Source organism: Martelella sp. AD-3, from assembly GCF_001578105.1.
GTDB lineage: Bacteria > Pseudomonadota > Alphaproteobacteria > Rhizobiales > Rhizobiaceae > Martelella.
Genome location: NZ_CP014275.1, coordinates 345,019 through 359,727 on the forward strand (window position 1 = coordinate 345,019; position 14,709 = coordinate 359,727).

The 14,709-nt window shown below is 58.9% G+C and carries 10 protein-coding genes, 1 tRNA gene and 2 pseudogenes; 6 read left to right on the forward strand and 7 right to left on the reverse strand.

Features of this window, described 5'->3' with window-relative positions; all coding sequences use genetic code 11:
* Window positions 1-60 precede the first annotated feature (60 nt).
* Entirely contained in the window at window positions 61-468 is a 408-nt protein-coding gene (locus AZF01_RS23360) for a GFA family protein (RefSeq protein WP_081725838.1), read from the forward strand.
* 248 nt (window positions 469-716) lie between these two features.
* Here the strand turns inward: AZF01_RS23360 and AZF01_RS01605 are convergent.
* The 4 genes and pseudogenes from AZF01_RS01605 to AZF01_RS01620 form a co-directional block, all read right to left on the reverse strand.
* A pseudogene (locus tag AZF01_RS01605) lies at window positions 717-1,955 on the reverse strand (IS256 family transposase).
* Window positions 1,956-2,291: 336 nt separating this feature from the next.
* Window positions 2,292-4,022, reverse strand: a complete 1,731-nt coding sequence (locus AZF01_RS01610) for a cytochrome c3 family protein (RefSeq protein ID WP_197489629.1) — start codon at window positions 4,020-4,022, stop codon at window positions 2,292-2,294.
* Between the two features lie 283 nt (window positions 4,023-4,305).
* Window positions 4,306-5,331, reverse strand: a complete 1,026-nt coding sequence (locus AZF01_RS01615) for an HAD family phosphatase (protein ID WP_152534590.1) — start codon at window positions 5,329-5,331, stop codon at window positions 4,306-4,308.
* A gap of 83 nt (window positions 5,332-5,414) precedes the next feature.
* Entirely contained in the window at window positions 5,415-7,067 is a 1,653-nt protein-coding gene (locus tag AZF01_RS01620; protein WP_051424122.1) for an arylsulfatase, read from the reverse strand.
* A gap of 542 nt (window positions 7,068-7,609) precedes the next feature.
* Between AZF01_RS01620 and AZF01_RS01625 the strand changes: the two genes are divergently transcribed.
* The 3 genes and pseudogenes from AZF01_RS01625 (at window position 7,610) to AZF01_RS01630 (ending at window position 9,436) form a co-directional block, all read left to right on the forward strand.
* Complete coding sequence (locus AZF01_RS01625) at window positions 7,610-8,563, forward strand: AraC family transcriptional regulator (protein WP_161633050.1); 954 nt, start codon at window positions 7,610-7,612, stop codon at window positions 8,561-8,563.
* 113 nt (window positions 8,564-8,676) lie between these two features.
* Window positions 8,677-9,003 (forward strand): annotated as a pseudogene (locus AZF01_RS24395) (IS481 family transposase); the annotation flags it as partial.
* Window positions 9,004-9,007: 4 nt separating this feature from the next.
* Entirely contained in the window at window positions 9,008-9,436 is a 429-nt protein-coding gene (locus tag AZF01_RS01630; RefSeq protein WP_024709266.1) for a hypothetical protein, read from the forward strand.
* 78 nt (window positions 9,437-9,514) lie between these two features.
* Here AZF01_RS01630 and AZF01_RS23785 read toward each other — a convergent pair whose 3' ends face one another.
* Window positions 9,515-9,778: a hypothetical protein gene (locus AZF01_RS23785; RefSeq protein ID WP_152534589.1), complete on the reverse strand. Its 264-nt coding sequence runs from the start codon at window positions 9,776-9,778 to the stop codon at window positions 9,515-9,517.
* Window positions 9,779-10,333, reverse strand: a complete 555-nt coding sequence (locus AZF01_RS01635; RefSeq protein WP_024709265.1) for a site-specific integrase — start codon at window positions 10,331-10,333, stop codon at window positions 9,779-9,781.
* A gap of 414 nt (window positions 10,334-10,747) precedes the next feature.
* Between AZF01_RS01635 and AZF01_RS23790 the strand changes: the two genes are divergently transcribed.
* Window positions 10,748-10,818, forward strand: a tRNA-Arg gene (locus AZF01_RS23790).
* 266 nt (window positions 10,819-11,084) lie between these two features.
* Here AZF01_RS23790 and AZF01_RS01640 read toward each other — a convergent pair.
* Entirely contained in the window at window positions 11,085-11,786 is a 702-nt protein-coding gene (locus AZF01_RS01640) for a cyclic nucleotide-binding domain-containing protein (RefSeq protein WP_024709264.1), read from the reverse strand.
* Between the two features lie 242 nt (window positions 11,787-12,028).
* Here AZF01_RS01640 and AZF01_RS01645 point away from each other — a divergent pair, with 242 nt between their 5' ends.
* Window positions 12,029-14,704: an MFS transporter gene (locus tag AZF01_RS01645; protein ID WP_024709263.1), complete on the forward strand. Its 2,676-nt coding sequence runs from the start codon at window positions 12,029-12,031 to the stop codon at window positions 14,702-14,704.
* Window positions 14,705-14,709 lie beyond the last annotated feature (5 nt).

The following is a 14,709-nucleotide window of genomic DNA, read 5'->3' on the forward strand; positions in this document are numbered from 1 at the left end:
ATCCGGCGGGTTACTGCTGCTAGGCTTACAAGGAACGCGAGTGAATATGGATGTTTCATTATGACCTCTACCACGGTCGGCTCCTGTTTGTGTGGTGACGTTAAATTTGAAATCTCAGGCGACCTTGAGAATTTCTTTCTGTGTCACTGCAAGCGCTGTCGAAAGGACACAGGGTCGGCCCATTCGGCCAATCTGTTTTCGTCGACAGCGAAACTGTCCTGGGTTTCCGGCCTTGAGAGCGTCCAGACCTACAAGGTGCCTGGGACCCGGCACGAGAAAAGCTTCTGCAACACATGCGGATCAGCGCTTCCGAGCGTTCAGTTGGAAGGGGCCTTGGTCGTCGTCCCAGCTGGGAGCCTTGATAGCGCGATTGAGATTCGGCCGAGTGCTCATATCTGTTTTGAAAGCCGGGCGGACTGGGACGCGCGTTTGGAAGACATCCAGAAATTCAACGGTCTACCAGGCTAGGTTCAGTACCGCAAAACGGTCTCCGGTAAGCTCGGTGCGGTTTAGTTCCACTTTGAGAATTTCCGCAAACATCGAAAATAATCTGGAGAACGACGGCTGGCAGGGCCGCCCTGCGTCGCAGCCTTGCATGCTGTGTGCAACGCAAGTCGGCTCTCCGCCCTTATCGGCCTTCGCTCGCGGCGGATCCGTGTCCCAGGACGTGGTGTAGCTTAGACGACCACGGCTCCTCCCGGAGGGGCGGATGAGTGTCAGCTTGCTGCTGGCAGGCTGATGAGGGGATCATCGCTCATTGTGGCGATGGTTTCCAGTGTCATGTAGCGGGATCGTTGGACGGCCCATTCATCGTTCTGTTCGAGCAGGAGCGCGCCGACGAGACGAACGATGGCGTCATCGTTGGGGAAGATGCCGACAACCTCGGTGCGCCGCTTGATCTCGCCGTTCAGACGTTCGATCGGGTTTGTGCTGTGAAGCTTGGCCCAGTGCTGCCTGGGAAAGGTCATGTAGGCGAGCACATCCTGTTCGGCACTATCCATCAGCGTGGCAAGTTTCGGCACCTTCGGCCTGATCTGGTCGGCGACATTGCGCCACTGGGCGCTCGCCGCCTCCGGCGTGTCCTGGGCAAAGGCCGTGGCGATGAAGGCTGAGACGACACGGCGTCCGCTTTTCCCGGCATGGGCGAGCGCATTGCGCATGAAGTGCACCCTGCAGCGCTGCCAGGTCGCGGAAAGCACCTTCGATACTGCGGCTTTGATGCCCTCATGGCCATCGGAGACGACAAGCTTGACGCCGCTGAAGCCTCGCCTGGTCAGCTTTCGAAGAAACTCGGTCCAGATCGCCTCGGCCTCGGACGTGCCGATCTCCATGCCGAGCACTTCACGCCGGCCGTCGGTGTTGACGCCGACGGCGATGATGACGGCGACGGAGACAATGCGGCCACCGCGCCGAACCTTCAGATAGGTGGCATCGATCCACAAATAGGGCCACTCGCCCTCGATGGGCCGATCGAGGAAGGCCTTCACCTTGTCGTCGATCTCTTCGCAAAGCCGGGATACCTGGCTCTTGGAAATGCCGCTCATGCCCATGGCCTTGACGAGGTCATCGACCGAGCGTGTCGAAACGCCCTGGACGTAAGCCTCCTGAATGACAGCCGTCAGAGCCTTCTCCGCCATCCGGCGCGGTTCGAGGAAGCTCGGGTAATAGCTGCCTGTGCGAAGCTTGGGAATGCGCAGCTCGACGGTGCCCGCCTGGTTCGGCGGGAAAACGATTCACTGGATCGTTTTCTTTTCCGCCTCACCCCAATCCCGGTCGCGGTAGCCGTTGCGCTGGGCCAGTCGGAAGCCATTCTTCTCGCCATAGCCCGCGCCGGTCTTCGTGCCGACCTCCAGCGCTATCAGCTTCTCGGCAGCAAAGCCGATCATCTCGCGAAGCAAATCGGCGTCGGCGCTCTTCTCAACGAGTGAGCGCAGGTTCATCATGTCGTCGGTCATCGGTGGTCTCCTTCAGGTTGGTCATAAGCAACCCGACCCTACCGGAAATCACCGATGGCTATGAAATCCAGCTACACCACCCCATGGGACACGATCTCGCGGCGCGGCGAACGGCTGCTTTAAGGGCGAAGTCGAGAGACGGTGAATGACCGAAATGGCGGCGCTTTCCGGACCGGCTGAAAAGGGGCCAAAGGGGACTGTCCGGTTTTGAGGGAGAATTGAGGGAATAGCTGCCATTTGATAGGTTGAGAATGCCAAGTGGCTTGTGGGTATGAGGTCTCTTAAACATTAGTCGTTCATCAGAAGTGTGGGCTTATCCGTTCTGGAAATGAACGGCTAGTCAGATGTGGTTTTAGAAGGAACCACCACTTCGAGCTGATGAGCAAAATTCCGTAGCTCAGTGGATCCCGGGTTGGCCTCAAGCGCCGCCAATACCACCGCCCTTAAGGCTCTCTCATCCTCGAGCGCACTTGTGAGGCGTATGATCATGCTCCAGGCGTCCAGCCTTTGCGGATCGAGCGCGACGGATTTCCGGAATTCCGCAAGCGCTTCCTCATAGTCTCGGTGGACCAGCGCATTGCCTGCCAGAACCAGATGCGTTTCCGGAAAATCGGCTCTGTAGGACTGCGACCTGCGCCATTCGGCCATCACCGCATCATGATCGATGCGGACCTCTTCCGGCAGGCGCTCGACGGGCAGTCCGAAAAGCTGTCGCAGTGCGGCAAAGCGCACCGTTCGGGACGAATCGGACAATCGTGGCGCGACGTTGCCGACAGCGGCTTCTGTCGGCGCAACAGGCTGTAAACCGACAGAGAATGCGCGCACCATCGGGCTTTCATCGTCCAGAAGCGCCGCCGTTTCGTCAGCCGCATCCCGGTCCTGAAGCGGCTTCAGCAGAGCAAGCGCCGTCGCCCGAACGATATCCGCCGTCTCGTCGTCATTGGCGATCTCGACGAGCCTGTTCTTTGACAGTACGGGATTTTGCAATGCCATGGCGAAGGCGTCGCCGAAGTGCGGCCCACGATGGCTGGATTGTGGATACCATTCCGCAAGCGTTTGTGCCGCCCAGTCTGCCGTTTCGTCTGTGTGGCAGCCGGTGCACGCATCCGGGGCACCGGTGATGGCATCGAGATCGGGGCGGGGAATGCGAAAACTGTGATCGGCCCGCCAGTCATTGCCCATATAGACCTGCTCCGCCATATGGCAGCTCTTGCATTCGGCGCCGGCTGTCCCTGTTTCGTGGTGATGGTGTTCCGGCGTATCATAGTCTTTCAGCGTCAGCGTCGGAAATTCGGTATTGCCGGCTGGCGAGTGGCACTGCGTGCAAAGCGCATTACCCTCGGCAATCAGTTCGGTCGTATGCGGATCGTGACAATTCAGACAGCCGACGCCCTCGCGATACATTTTCGACTGCAGGAACGAGCCGTAAACATAGACTTCGCCGCGGATCTGGCCATCGGGATAGTAGAGGCCGTCGTTCAGGGTGAGCAACCGGTAGGCATCGTGATACGGCGTCCCGGGCAAGGGGTTGCCATCGCCATAGGCCTCGCGGCGGGAGTGACAGCCGGCGCATTGCTCGATCCAGCCTTGCGTACCGGCTTGCGCCTCCATCGTCAGGCCATAACCCGGATTTTGCTTTGCGTCGTCTTTGGCGTGGGTTCTCATCCACTCGACATGGTCTGAGCCCGGTCCGTGGCACGCCTCGCAACCGACGCCAATCTCGGCTTGAGTCGAATGATAGCTCGCGGTTGCCGGGTCGTAGTTCTTTTCAAATCCCGTCGCGTGGCATTCGGCGCAACGCGCGTTCCAGTTCTTGTAAGGCCCGGTCCAATGCAGGCCGTCCTCGGGCTGCAAAATCTGGTCGGGATAGAGATGGAACCATTCTTTCTTTTCGGTGTCCCAGACGATATCGAAGCTTTGCAAACGGCCGGGCTCCGTCTCGAAAAGATATTGCTGCAGCGGTTCGATGCCGACGACCGAGTGCACATCGCGCTGCGTCGTCGTGCCATCGGCTTCCGTCACCAGCGCATGATAGCCCGCATCGTCCTGCGAAAAGACGACGGACATGCCCGTCCCCTCAAACGTAGTGCCGTCGAACTCGGCGCGGATATTGTCAGCAGTCGCGGCCGTCCACGCGCGTTCATGATCGGAACCGATCCAGCCGCGCGTTTCATAATCATGGCAGGTGGCACATTGCTCGGATCCGACGTAATGCGCTTGTTCTTGAGCAAAGGCCGGAGACGTCAGAAGAAAAAGACAAAGAGCTGCAAAATGTTTCAAGTGAGTTTCCTTGCGAAACCCGTCCGCCGGAAAAAAGCCGCCGCGGCATTCGCGCCGTGGCGCAGTTGGGTTACTTCGTCGTTTCCGGGAAGATCGTTGTCCAGTCGTTTTTCATACTGATCACGGTCCAGTCGCTGGCATTCGCCTCGTCGAGGGTGGATTGCGACATGTGACCGAAGGGAGAATCTGGCAGGCCGCCTGCCGGGCCATAGGCATATTCACGGGTGCCGTCATCGTGATGCACCAGCATCATCAAGGTCGCGGCGGGGCCTGCTGCGGTCCATTCCAGCATCTGGCGGTCGCCATCGGAATTGCCGAAGGCGGCAACCGGGCGCTTGCCGATCATGGCGTTGATGCCGACGGGCTTGCCGTCCTTGTCATCGTCGAAGGCGAGCTTGGCCTCTCTTGTCAGCTGCGGCTTGCCATTGACAATCTCGAATTTCGTCTTGACCGACGAGCCGACGACCTGCTGCGGGGGAATGCCGTAGACTTCCTCGGTAATGACGCGCATGAACTCGATGCCGCCACCCGACACGATATAGGTCTCAAACCCGTTGTCGCGGAAATAGTCCAGCACTTCCAGCATCGGCTGATAGGCGAGCTCGGTATAGGGGCGGTCGAAACGCGGGTGCTTGGCCGTCTTGAACCAGTCGGCAACGATAACCTCGAAGTCAGCCGTGCTCATGCCGGTATGGGTTGCCATGATCAGTTGTGCCACCCCTTTCTCGCCGCTTGCTGCCAGGCCCTTCATGTCGCCTGCGAGAGCCGATTTGAACGGCTCGGTCGTCTTCCATTCGGGGTGGTCGGGCGCCAGCGCCTTGACGCGATCCAGCGCGAAGGCAAGCTGGGTATACATCGGGTGCTCGGTCCACAGCGTTCCGTCATTGTCGAACACCGCGATCCGGTCGGCAGGGGCGACATAGTTCGGGCCACTTTCATCCGTCGCGCTTGCGACGAAATCAAGAATGGCCTGTTTTGTGTCGCCGTCATTCCAGGAGGCAAGCGGGGCAGCTTCCCCAGCCTCGGCGATTGCCGCCATGGCCAATGCAAAAACGGGCGCAATCAGTGCGGCGCGGATATGTCTGTTCATCGTCATTGCTTGTCTCCTCGGTTCTCGTTCAACCGAAAAGGGCGGACTTGCAGCCGCCCTTCTCATTCTTCTGCAGGTCAGGCGGAAGCCTATTCCTTCGATGTGCTGGACGCCTTCACACCGGCGATCACGGCATCGAGGTTATAGGCGGCCGGGTGCTGGAGCGGCGGGAATTCCTTGTAGGATTCCAGCTCCTTCAGCCACAGGGCCTGACCGATCGGCAGCATGTTCCAGTCATAGGCATAGGCCGTCGAGGGCGAGCCAAGCGCACCGCCGATACCGTTGAATGTCTTCGAGAAAGAACCGATCGACTGCTCGAAGGGATCACGCTTGATGTTGACGACCTGCGTCCAGCTGTACTTGACGGGGCCAAGGAAGGTCTTGGACGGATCCTGATCCACCATGGCGAAATACATCTTCCAGTTCTTGTAGCGCACCGCCGAAGGCGTCTGCCCTGAATAGTAGAAGAACGTATCGCGCGCAGACCCCTCATCGCCCGTCAGCGAGCCGACCTGGTTGAAGCCGTCCAGCTTGGTCTTGACGATGCCCGGATATTCGCCGGCCTGGATCTGCTTGTTCAGATCATCGCCCTTGGCGCCGCCAGCCAGTTCAACGAGCGTCGGCAGCCAGTCAAGCGAGGAGAACATGTCGTTGTTGATCGTACCCGGCTCAATGTGACCCGGCCAGCGAACGACGAGCGGAACGCGCATGCCGCCTTCCCAGGTCGACAGTTTGCCGGCCGCAAACGGCGTCACGCCGCCATCGGGGAAGGTGATGGTTTCAGCGCCGTTATCGGTGGTGAACACGAGAATGGTGTTGTCCAGTTCGCCCATCTCTTCCAGCTTCTTGATAACAAGGCCGATATTGTCATCGACCTGTTTCATGCCGGCTTCGTTGAGGCCCCAGTCCTTGCCGCCCTTGGTGCCGATCATGTTCTGATACTTGTCGGACAGAACTGTGGTCACATGCATGCGTGCGGGATTGTACCAGACGAAGAAGGGCTTGCCGGTCTTGTCCGGATCCTTGCGGTCGAGGAAGTCGACGACCTTGGCGGAGATTTCCTCGTCAACGGTCTTCGAGCGCTCAAGCGTGAGCGGACCTTCATCGGTGCAGCTCTGGTTTGCCTCCGTGCCATCCGACGAGGAGCATGCGATGACCGGACGCGGCGGCGTCATGCACAGACCGTCAGCCGGGTCGATCGCGCCGGGCGGATCGGACAGGCCGGGAACCGGGGTGTTTGTGCAAGGCGGCACGACGGCCTGTTCGGTCGGGCTGGAATTGATGTCGGGGAAGGAAACGCCCTGCATGGCGTCGAGGTGGTAGAGATAGCCCCAGAACTCTTCAAAGCCATGAGCGGTCGGCAGCGATTCGGCCGTGTCGCCAAGGTGGTTCTTGCCGAATTCACCGGTGGTGTAGCCAAGGTCGCGCAGGAAAACGGCAAGCGAAGGCGTGCCCTTGCGCAGATAGGATTCAGAACCGGGAATTTCCGGCAGCAGCATGCCGGCACGCACCGGGTTCATGCCCGTGAAAAAGGAGGTGCGGCCCGCCGTGCAGCTCTGCTGGGCGTAGTAGTCGGTGAACATCGCGCCTTCATGGCCGATCCGGTCGATATTCGGCGTTTCGCCAACCATCAGGCCACGGTGATAGATGCCGGGCTGCATGTACCCGACGTCGTCAGCCATGATGAACATGATGTTGGGCTGTTCCGCGGGCGCGGTTGTGCTAGCGCTGTCCTGGGCCATAGCGTTCATGCTTGTCAGTGCCGAAGCGCACAGGGCGGCTGCGAGAACGGCCCCCGTCTTCGCCGCCCGTGCGGACTTGAAACTCAGTGTCATGGGTGTTCCCTCCATCTCGCTCCGGCGTTTGCCCAAGCGTCGCTGATCTGATTGCGAATACATTGAATGACGTGTCTTGCGGCAAGTCGCCGCGTAGACCGAAACCGGTCTGGAACCGCGAACCGGAAAAAATTCCTCTTCCACCTGTCTGAACGTGTTTTCTGTCATATGCGCGTTGAGGTTGATGTCCAAAATTGCTATGCGGAACACAAGACCTGACAAACGGCAGCCCTTGAAGGTCATGACGCGTTGACGTTTGACAATTGTTCGGTTCAAGTCGGCTTGCACCCGTCCCTTGGTACTCTTGTTCAATACGATCAATTGGAGGGCGGCGCTTTTCATTTGACGTCACTTTGGAGATAGCGGTGACGAAAAGAAGCAGTTCGGTTGCGCTTGCGCGTTTGAGGGGGATCGGGCCATTGCCGGCCATGGTCGAGGAGACCGGCGGAATGCGCGGCCTGATCAGGGCGTTTCAGCAGTCCGGCCTGCCTCTTGAGGTCCTCGAACACAAGAACATGCCGATACCGCTGAGCTTGATGAGTGCGCTCTTCGAAAGCAGCGCGAGGGTGCTTGGCGAGCGAAGCCTGGGACTGTCGGTCGGCAAGGCCATGTCCTATCAAGTCTATGAGGAATGGTCCAATTACGCTGCGCAGGCCGGTTTCCTGGGCAATGCACTGCGCCGCGCTTGTGCCACGGTCGGATCACAATTGTCTGAAACGACGATGACGCTCTTTCTGGAACAGGAGCGCTGGATGTGGCGTGTGACGCCGCCGATCGTGGGCCAGACCAGCATGCAATATGCCGACCATATCATCTTTCCCATGCTGGCGTTCGCGCAGATTTATCTCGGCGTCGATTGGCGGCCGACCTTTATCGAGGTTTGCTATCCGCGCGACGAGGCTACATCGATTATCGAGCGCGCGTTGAAGACCAACTTGCGATGCAATGGTCCCGGCATCGCCATTCCCTTCTCATATGAGGAGATCGCCGTCTCTCATCCCGCCGCTGACGCTATTGCATTAAAACCCCTGACACTGCGGGAGGTGACTGGCGATGTCGCGTTGAGCGAAGCGCCCGAACCGGCGCGTTCATTTTCAGCGGTCGTCGCCTTGCGGCTTCTGGCGGGCCAAACTGATATCGACGGTGCTGCGGAAATCGCGGGCTTTGGTGTTCAGGGCCTGCAGCGGCGCCTGCGCGTCGCGGGATATACCTATCGCGAGATTGTCGAGATGGCGCGGCGCGATAGGGCCATGGCGCTTCTGACGCAAACCGATCTGTCCATCGCCCAGATCGCTTTCGCGCTCGGCTATGAGGAACATGCGAATTTCAGCCGTGCCTTCCAGCGCTGGATGGGCTGTTCGCCAAGCACCTATCGCAATGGTATGCAGCGCACTCCGGTGTGAAGCGCGCTGCCGGGATTTTTGGCATAGTTACACTTCGGAAGAATAAGAAATGGTCAGGGTATTACCGCCTGATTTTGGTGGTGCATTTCTCCAGCCAGCTGGAGATGTGTACTATGGGACAAACTCGACACGATAGCGCTAAGCCCACTGCGGCAGCCCTTCGAGCAATACAAAATCATCAAGCGAGCCCGACCGCGCTCTTCAAATGGTATGGGGTCAATAGGCAGACCGTTGCGAAGTGGAAAAGCGCACCTCCGTTTCTGATCTGCCGACCGGCCCAAAAGAGTTGAAGGCAGAGACCTTTTCTCTTGAGAGAGATGCCATGATCTATGCCTTCGGCAAGCATAAACTGCTGCCCGCTCGATGATTGTCGTTATGCGCGGCAGCCAATTATAAGGATGCGCGGCCCGCCCGAAACGAAACCGCACAAAGCTAGATCTCGGTGTGCTCTGCCAGTTCACCCGCGTGCGCGAGGCCCTGCAGCGCATCGCCTATGAGCGCTGGTCGGAGGCCTACTGGTTCGGCCATGGCACCGTGCAGCCAGGCCCACATCTGGTGGAATATATGCCCATTGGCTCGCATCACACCTGGTATGGCCTGTTGTTCGTCAAAGGCCTGACTGGCTTCCTGGCCATGTTGGGGCCATTGCTGGCCCAGACCTTCATCGTGCTGGTCGATTGCGTGCGCCATCCCCGCGGCCGCCTTCCGCTCTCGATCGTCTTCGTCATGATCGTCCTGAGCTTCGGCGAGAACATCGAGATCGAAGCCTATCTCCTCTGGCCGGCACTGATGATGCTCGGCATCCATGCGCGGGAGATGCGGAACAGCTCCAACCGGGAGTTTGAGTCATGCAACGCTATCGTTCAATCCTAGGCAGTCTTGAGATTGATACTGAGCTTGATGATCCATTCTAATGTAGGCCGCGCTGTGCTTTCTGAAATCTCTTGACGGTCATCGATGAATGATCTCCGTCGCAAAATGGCGCTCGATTATTTCCGCGAAAACTGCTTCAGCGGAGCTGTCGTGCTGAATACGTTGATAGCAGTCAACGTCAGCTTTTGATCCCGTCATCAGAAAGCCTGAATGACTGAAATGGCGGCGCGAAGCAGATGGCGTGCGAAGCTCATAAGCGGAAATTTCTCTCGATATGATCAGCTCTTTCAACGGCCTCCTGCTCACGGCACCATATATTTTAGGTTTATCAACCTTGTGCATTTATTTTGTTTTTCCCCATAGCCCTTGCTCCACGTGTGTCGAAATCCGATCTTGAATTTCTCTGATCGGGTTATCCTCACGTGCGACATAGCGGCCGGTAACAGCAAGTGTCTTGTGTCCGAGTAGATCGCGAATCTGAAAGGCATTGGCGCCGCTCGAGCCCGCCATGGTTCCCACCATGTGCCTGAGATCATGTATTCTTATGTCTTCAAGGCCTGCCCTCCTCCGAAGCTTGCGCCAAGCGCGTTCGGCATTGGATTTGTCAAAAGGTGTTGTGCCCGATCCGGAGGTGAAGACAAACTCGCTGCCCGGAACCCTTTCCATGGAGGCAAATAGGTCAAGGGCTATTGCAGAGATGACGTGAGATCGTGCGCCTGCCTTTGCGTCTTTGAGATCAAGAACGCCGCGTTCGAAGTCGATTTCTGCCCAAGTCAACGAGAGCAGTTCTGAAAGGCGGCAACCGGTAAGCGCAAGCAGGCGAAAGAAGTTGATCAAACCGGTCGAGACCGAGCCGTCTAGTTCTGCAGCACGAAACACCACCCCGATCTTTTCCAAGTCTGTATCGGGGATCGGACGGTTGCGGATGTTTTCCTTGTAGCGCTGCAGCTTGTTGACTGGGTTTGTGCCCTCGTTTCGATATCCCCAAACCTCTGCAAGGTTGAAAGCTTGTCAGGGTCTGCGACAGCATGACGGCCTCTGACGCCGACTGCAATTCTTCTAGTTCGTTGAATTCAAAGTCTAATGACGGCGATGACAGCCTTGACGGCGACTGTCTCTCATTTCTGCGAGATGCTTGCATTGACCTGTCTGAAAAAAGGCGTGGCGAAAAATCTGTTTCGTGTTCGGGTAAGCGTCAGGTGAGCACAAGGTAAGCAGAGGGGATAGAATTGTAGCGTGTTTCATCGTATTCAGTCGCAAAATTAATTACATTAAATCAATGGTATATGGTGTGTGAGCGTAGATCAAGATGATGGTGAGTATGTGGTAATAACAGATTCCTAATCTGAGGGTCACGCGTTCGAATCGCGTCGGGATCACCATTTTTCAGTACTTGCTTCAATGGTTTGTACGAGTGGCTTTATGCCTCTCTGGGGGCTGCTACGCAGGTGGCATCGTGGTTTGCTGTGTTTCGCCGGTGGTCTGCGTTTCCGGCGCCGAAAAGTCGGTCGGCTGGAGAGAGTCGACGCCGGCATTGCCTTGAGCACCGTCCTTGCCATGGCTGCGGCCTCGAGCGGACCATCGATCGGATGGAACAAGCCTGCGTCCTGAGCCCGAGATCTGGCGCGCGATCGGAACAAGGGTATCGTCAGGTCTTCGGGTCGTCGATCAACGGCGTGGGTTTGGCGAGTGTCTTCAGGGACGCGATGTCGGTAAGCCGGATCGACGTTCCGTCGACCTCGAGGCCGTAGGGCTTCAGCGTGTTGAAGGCGCGCGACAGGTTTTCCGGCGTCATGCCGAGCAGCGAGGCGAGCGTGCGCTTGTCATAGGGCAGGTCGAATGTGCCGGTGCCATTGCCGAATTCATGGTCCTGGCGCAGCAGCGTGTTCGCCAACCGTTCGACGGAACTGCGCAGCTTGAGGCCCTTGTGCTCCTTGATGACGTAGCGATAGCTGCCGGCCATTTCCAGCACCATGGCCCTTGCGAAGGCGTCATCGAGCTCGAAGATCGAGCGGACGTTTTCCGAGGGGATCAGAAGGATTTTCGAGCGCGCCCGCGTGCGTGCCGACATCAGATAGACCGCGTCCTTCAGCACGGCGGCCAGGATGAAGGCGCTGATCGGATGCACCATCGCCATCGTCGCCTCGCGTCGGTTGGCATTCGCGTAAAGCTCGACGCAGCCTTCGATCACGACATAGAGGAAATCAGCCGGATCGCCCTCATGCACCAGATCGAGCTGTGGCGGAAAGGTCTGGAGATAGGCCGCCTGCATAAGCGCCTCGAAGTTCTCCTCGCCCATGCTGTTGAACAGGCCGAGCGCCCGCACCTGGGGCAAATCGGATGACCGCATCACTTTGCCTTGATTTTTTTCGTATCTTCAATTGATAAATTTAGCAGCATCGCCCGGCATCCGCAACAGCCTGGTTTGACGTTGATGTCTGCACAGGGAGGCAATTTCACCTGCAATTCTTGTTTGTTCCGCGCCACCCGTCAACCTTGACTTAGGTCAACTTCGCAGGGCTACAAAGCCTTCTAGCTCTCAGGCACAGTTTCCAATGAGCGGCCTTCCGCTCGAGCCTTAGGGGGCATTTCATGTCTGCAGTTGACGGTGTTTCGCGCGGTGACCAGCGTCGGGCGCTCTGTCTCAGCACGGTGGCGTTCACAGTCTGTTTCGCGGTCTGGACGATCTTCGCCATCATCGGGGTCGAGATCAAAAGTGAACTCGGCCTCTCCGAAACCCAGTTCGGCATTCTGGTGGCAACGCCGGTTCTCACCGGCTCGCTGACCCGACTGATGCTCGGCATTTGGACCGAGCAATATGGCGGGCGTTTGGTGTTTCCGTTGCAGATGCTGCTGGCCGCCGCGGCGACCTTTCTCCTGACCAGCGCCACGACCTATCCGCTTTTCCTGCTCGCCGCCCTTGGCGTCGGTCTTGCCGGCGGCTCCTTCGCCGTCGGCGTCACCTATGTGTCGCACTGGTATCCGCCGGAAAAGCAGGGTACGGCGCTCGGCATTTTCGGCGCGGGTAATGTCGGCGCGGCGGTGACGAAATTCGGCGCGCCCTTTGTCATGGTGGCCTTCGGCTGGCAGGCGGTTGCCAATGTCTGGGCCTTCGCTCTGGCAGCCATTGCCGTCATCTTCTTCGTGTTCTCCAAACATGATCCGGTGTTCGAGGCCCGCCGCCTCTCCGGCGCGAAGGCGACCACGGTCGCGGCCCAGCTCGCGCCGCTGAAGAACCTGCAGGTCTGGCGCTTCTCGCTCTACTATTTCTTCGTCTTCGGCGCCTTCGTCGCGATGGCGCTGTGGCTGCCGCATTACCTCGTCGATGTCTACGGCGTCGATATCCGCACCGCGGGCATGGCGGCGGCCGCCTTCTCGCTCTCGGCCAGCCTGTTCCGCGCCTATGGCGGTCATCTCTCGGACCGGTTCGGCGCGCGCTCGGTGATGTACTGGACCTTCGGCTTTGCGCTGCTCTTGCTGTTCATGCTGTCCTACCCGCCGACCAGCTACACGATCCATGCCAAGGGCGGTGATATCGTCTTCTCGACCGCGATGAGCTTCGGCGCCTTCGTGCTGATGATCTTCTGTCTCGGTTTCTTCATGAGCCTCGGCAAGGCGGCGGTCTACAAGCATATCCCGGTCTATTATCCCGACAATGTCGGCTCGGTCGGCGGTCTCGTCGGCATGATCGGCGGTCTCGGCGGCTTCGTCCTGCCGATCGTGTTCGGCACGCTGCTGGACCTGACCGGCGTCTACACCACCTGCTTCGCCTTCCTGTTCCTGCTTGTGCTGGTCGCCCTGACCTGGATGCATCTTTCCATCCGCCAGATGGAGCGCCGCAACCGGACGACGACCGACACCCTGCCGGAACTGCCGGAATTCGAGGGCATGACGCCGAAGACGTCGGCGGCGACGCTGACGGAATGGAACCCGGAGGACAAGACCTTCTGGGAACAGACCGGGCGGAAGATTGCCAAGCGTAATCTGTGGATCTCCATTCCCGCGCTGCTTCTCGCCTTTTCGGTCTGGATGGTGTGGTCGGTCGTCGTCGCGCGGCTTCCCGCGATCGGCTTCGATTTCACCGATGCCCAGCTCTTCTGGCTGGCGGCGTTGCCGGGGCTTTCGGGCGCCACGCTCAGGATCTTCTATTCCTTCATGGTGCCGATTTTCGGCGGCCGGCTGTGGACCACGCTTTCCACCGCCTCGCTGCTGCTGCCGGCCATGGGCATCGGCTATGCCGTGCAAAACCCGGAAACGCCCTATCTGATCTTCCTCGTTCTGGCGCTTCTGTGCGGTCTCGGCGGCGGCAATTTCGCCTCGTCCATGGCCAATATCAGCTTCTTCTTCCCCAAGGCCGAAAAGGGCAATGCGCTCGCCATGAATGCCGGTCTCGGCAATCTCGGGGTCTCGGTCATGCAGTTCCTGGTGCCGGTCGTCATCACCATGGGCGTCTTCGGCGCGCTTGGCGGCGAACCGCAGGCGCTTTCGGATGGCGGGCGGCTTTGGCTGCAGAATGCCGGCTTCGTCTGGGTGCCGTTCATCATCGCCGCCACCATCGCCGCCTATTTCGGCATGAATGACATTGCCTCGGCCAAGGCCTCCTTTGCCGATCAGGCGGTGATTTTCTCGCGCTTCCACAACTGGATCATGTGCGTCCTTTACACCGGCACGTTCGGCTCGTTCATCGGCTATTCGGCGGGTTTCCCGCTGTTGATGAAAACCCAGTTCCCCGAGGTCAACGCGCTGTCCTACGCCTTCCTCGGCCCGCTTGTCGGCGCGCTGAGCCGGGCTGGCACAGGCTGGATTTCCGACCGCTTCGGTGGCGGGCGGGTGACCTTCTGGACCTTCGTCGGCATGTTCGTCGCTGTCGTCGGCGTGCTGCAATTCCTGCCGCAGGACGGGGCGGGCGGTAATTTCTGGGCCTTCTTCGCCTGCTTCATGGCGCTGTTCTTCCTCACTGGTGTGGGCAATGCGTCGACCTTCCAGATGATCCCGGCAATCATGCGCCAGGAAGTGCCGCGGCTGATGCCGGAACTGGATGCGGGCGCGCTGCAGAAGCAGACGGACCGCGAGAGCGCGGCGATCATCGCGTTTACCTCGGCGATTGCCGCCTATGGCGCATTCTTCATCCCCAAATCCTATGGAACCTCAATCTCGATGACCGGCGGACCGGATATGGCGCTGTGGGGCTTCGGCATCTTCTACGTCATCTGCGCCGTGCTGACCTTCTTCTACTACACCCGCCGCAATGCGCCGGTGCCCTGCTAATCGCC

Coding starts and splice junctions, on each gene's coding strand:
- AZF01_RS23360 (WP_081725838.1), top strand. CDS start 61: ATGACCTCTACCACGGTCGGCTCCTGTTTGTGTGGTGACGTTAAATTT.
- AZF01_RS01610 (WP_197489629.1), bottom strand. CDS start 4,022: ATGTCCGTCGTCTTTTCGCAGGACGATGCGGGCTATCATGCGCTGGTG.
- AZF01_RS01615 (WP_152534590.1), bottom strand. CDS start 5,331: ATGACGATGAACAGACATATCCGCGCCGCACTGATTGCGCCCGTTTTT.
- AZF01_RS01620 (WP_051424122.1), bottom strand. CDS start 7,067: ATGGCCCAGGACAGCGCTAGCACAACCGCGCCCGCGGAACAGCCCAAC.
- AZF01_RS01625 (WP_161633050.1), top strand. CDS start 7,610: ATGCGCGGCCTGATCAGGGCGTTTCAGCAGTCCGGCCTGCCTCTTGAG.
- AZF01_RS23785 (WP_152534589.1), bottom strand. CDS start 9,778: ATGCACAAGGTTGATAAACCTAAAATATATGGTGCCGTGAGCAGGAGG.
- AZF01_RS01640 (WP_024709264.1), bottom strand. CDS start 11,786: ATGCGGTCATCCGATTTGCCCCAGGTGCGGGCGCTCGGCCTGTTCAAC.
- AZF01_RS01645 (WP_024709263.1), top strand. CDS start 12,029: ATGTCTGCAGTTGACGGTGTTTCGCGCGGTGACCAGCGTCGGGCGCTC.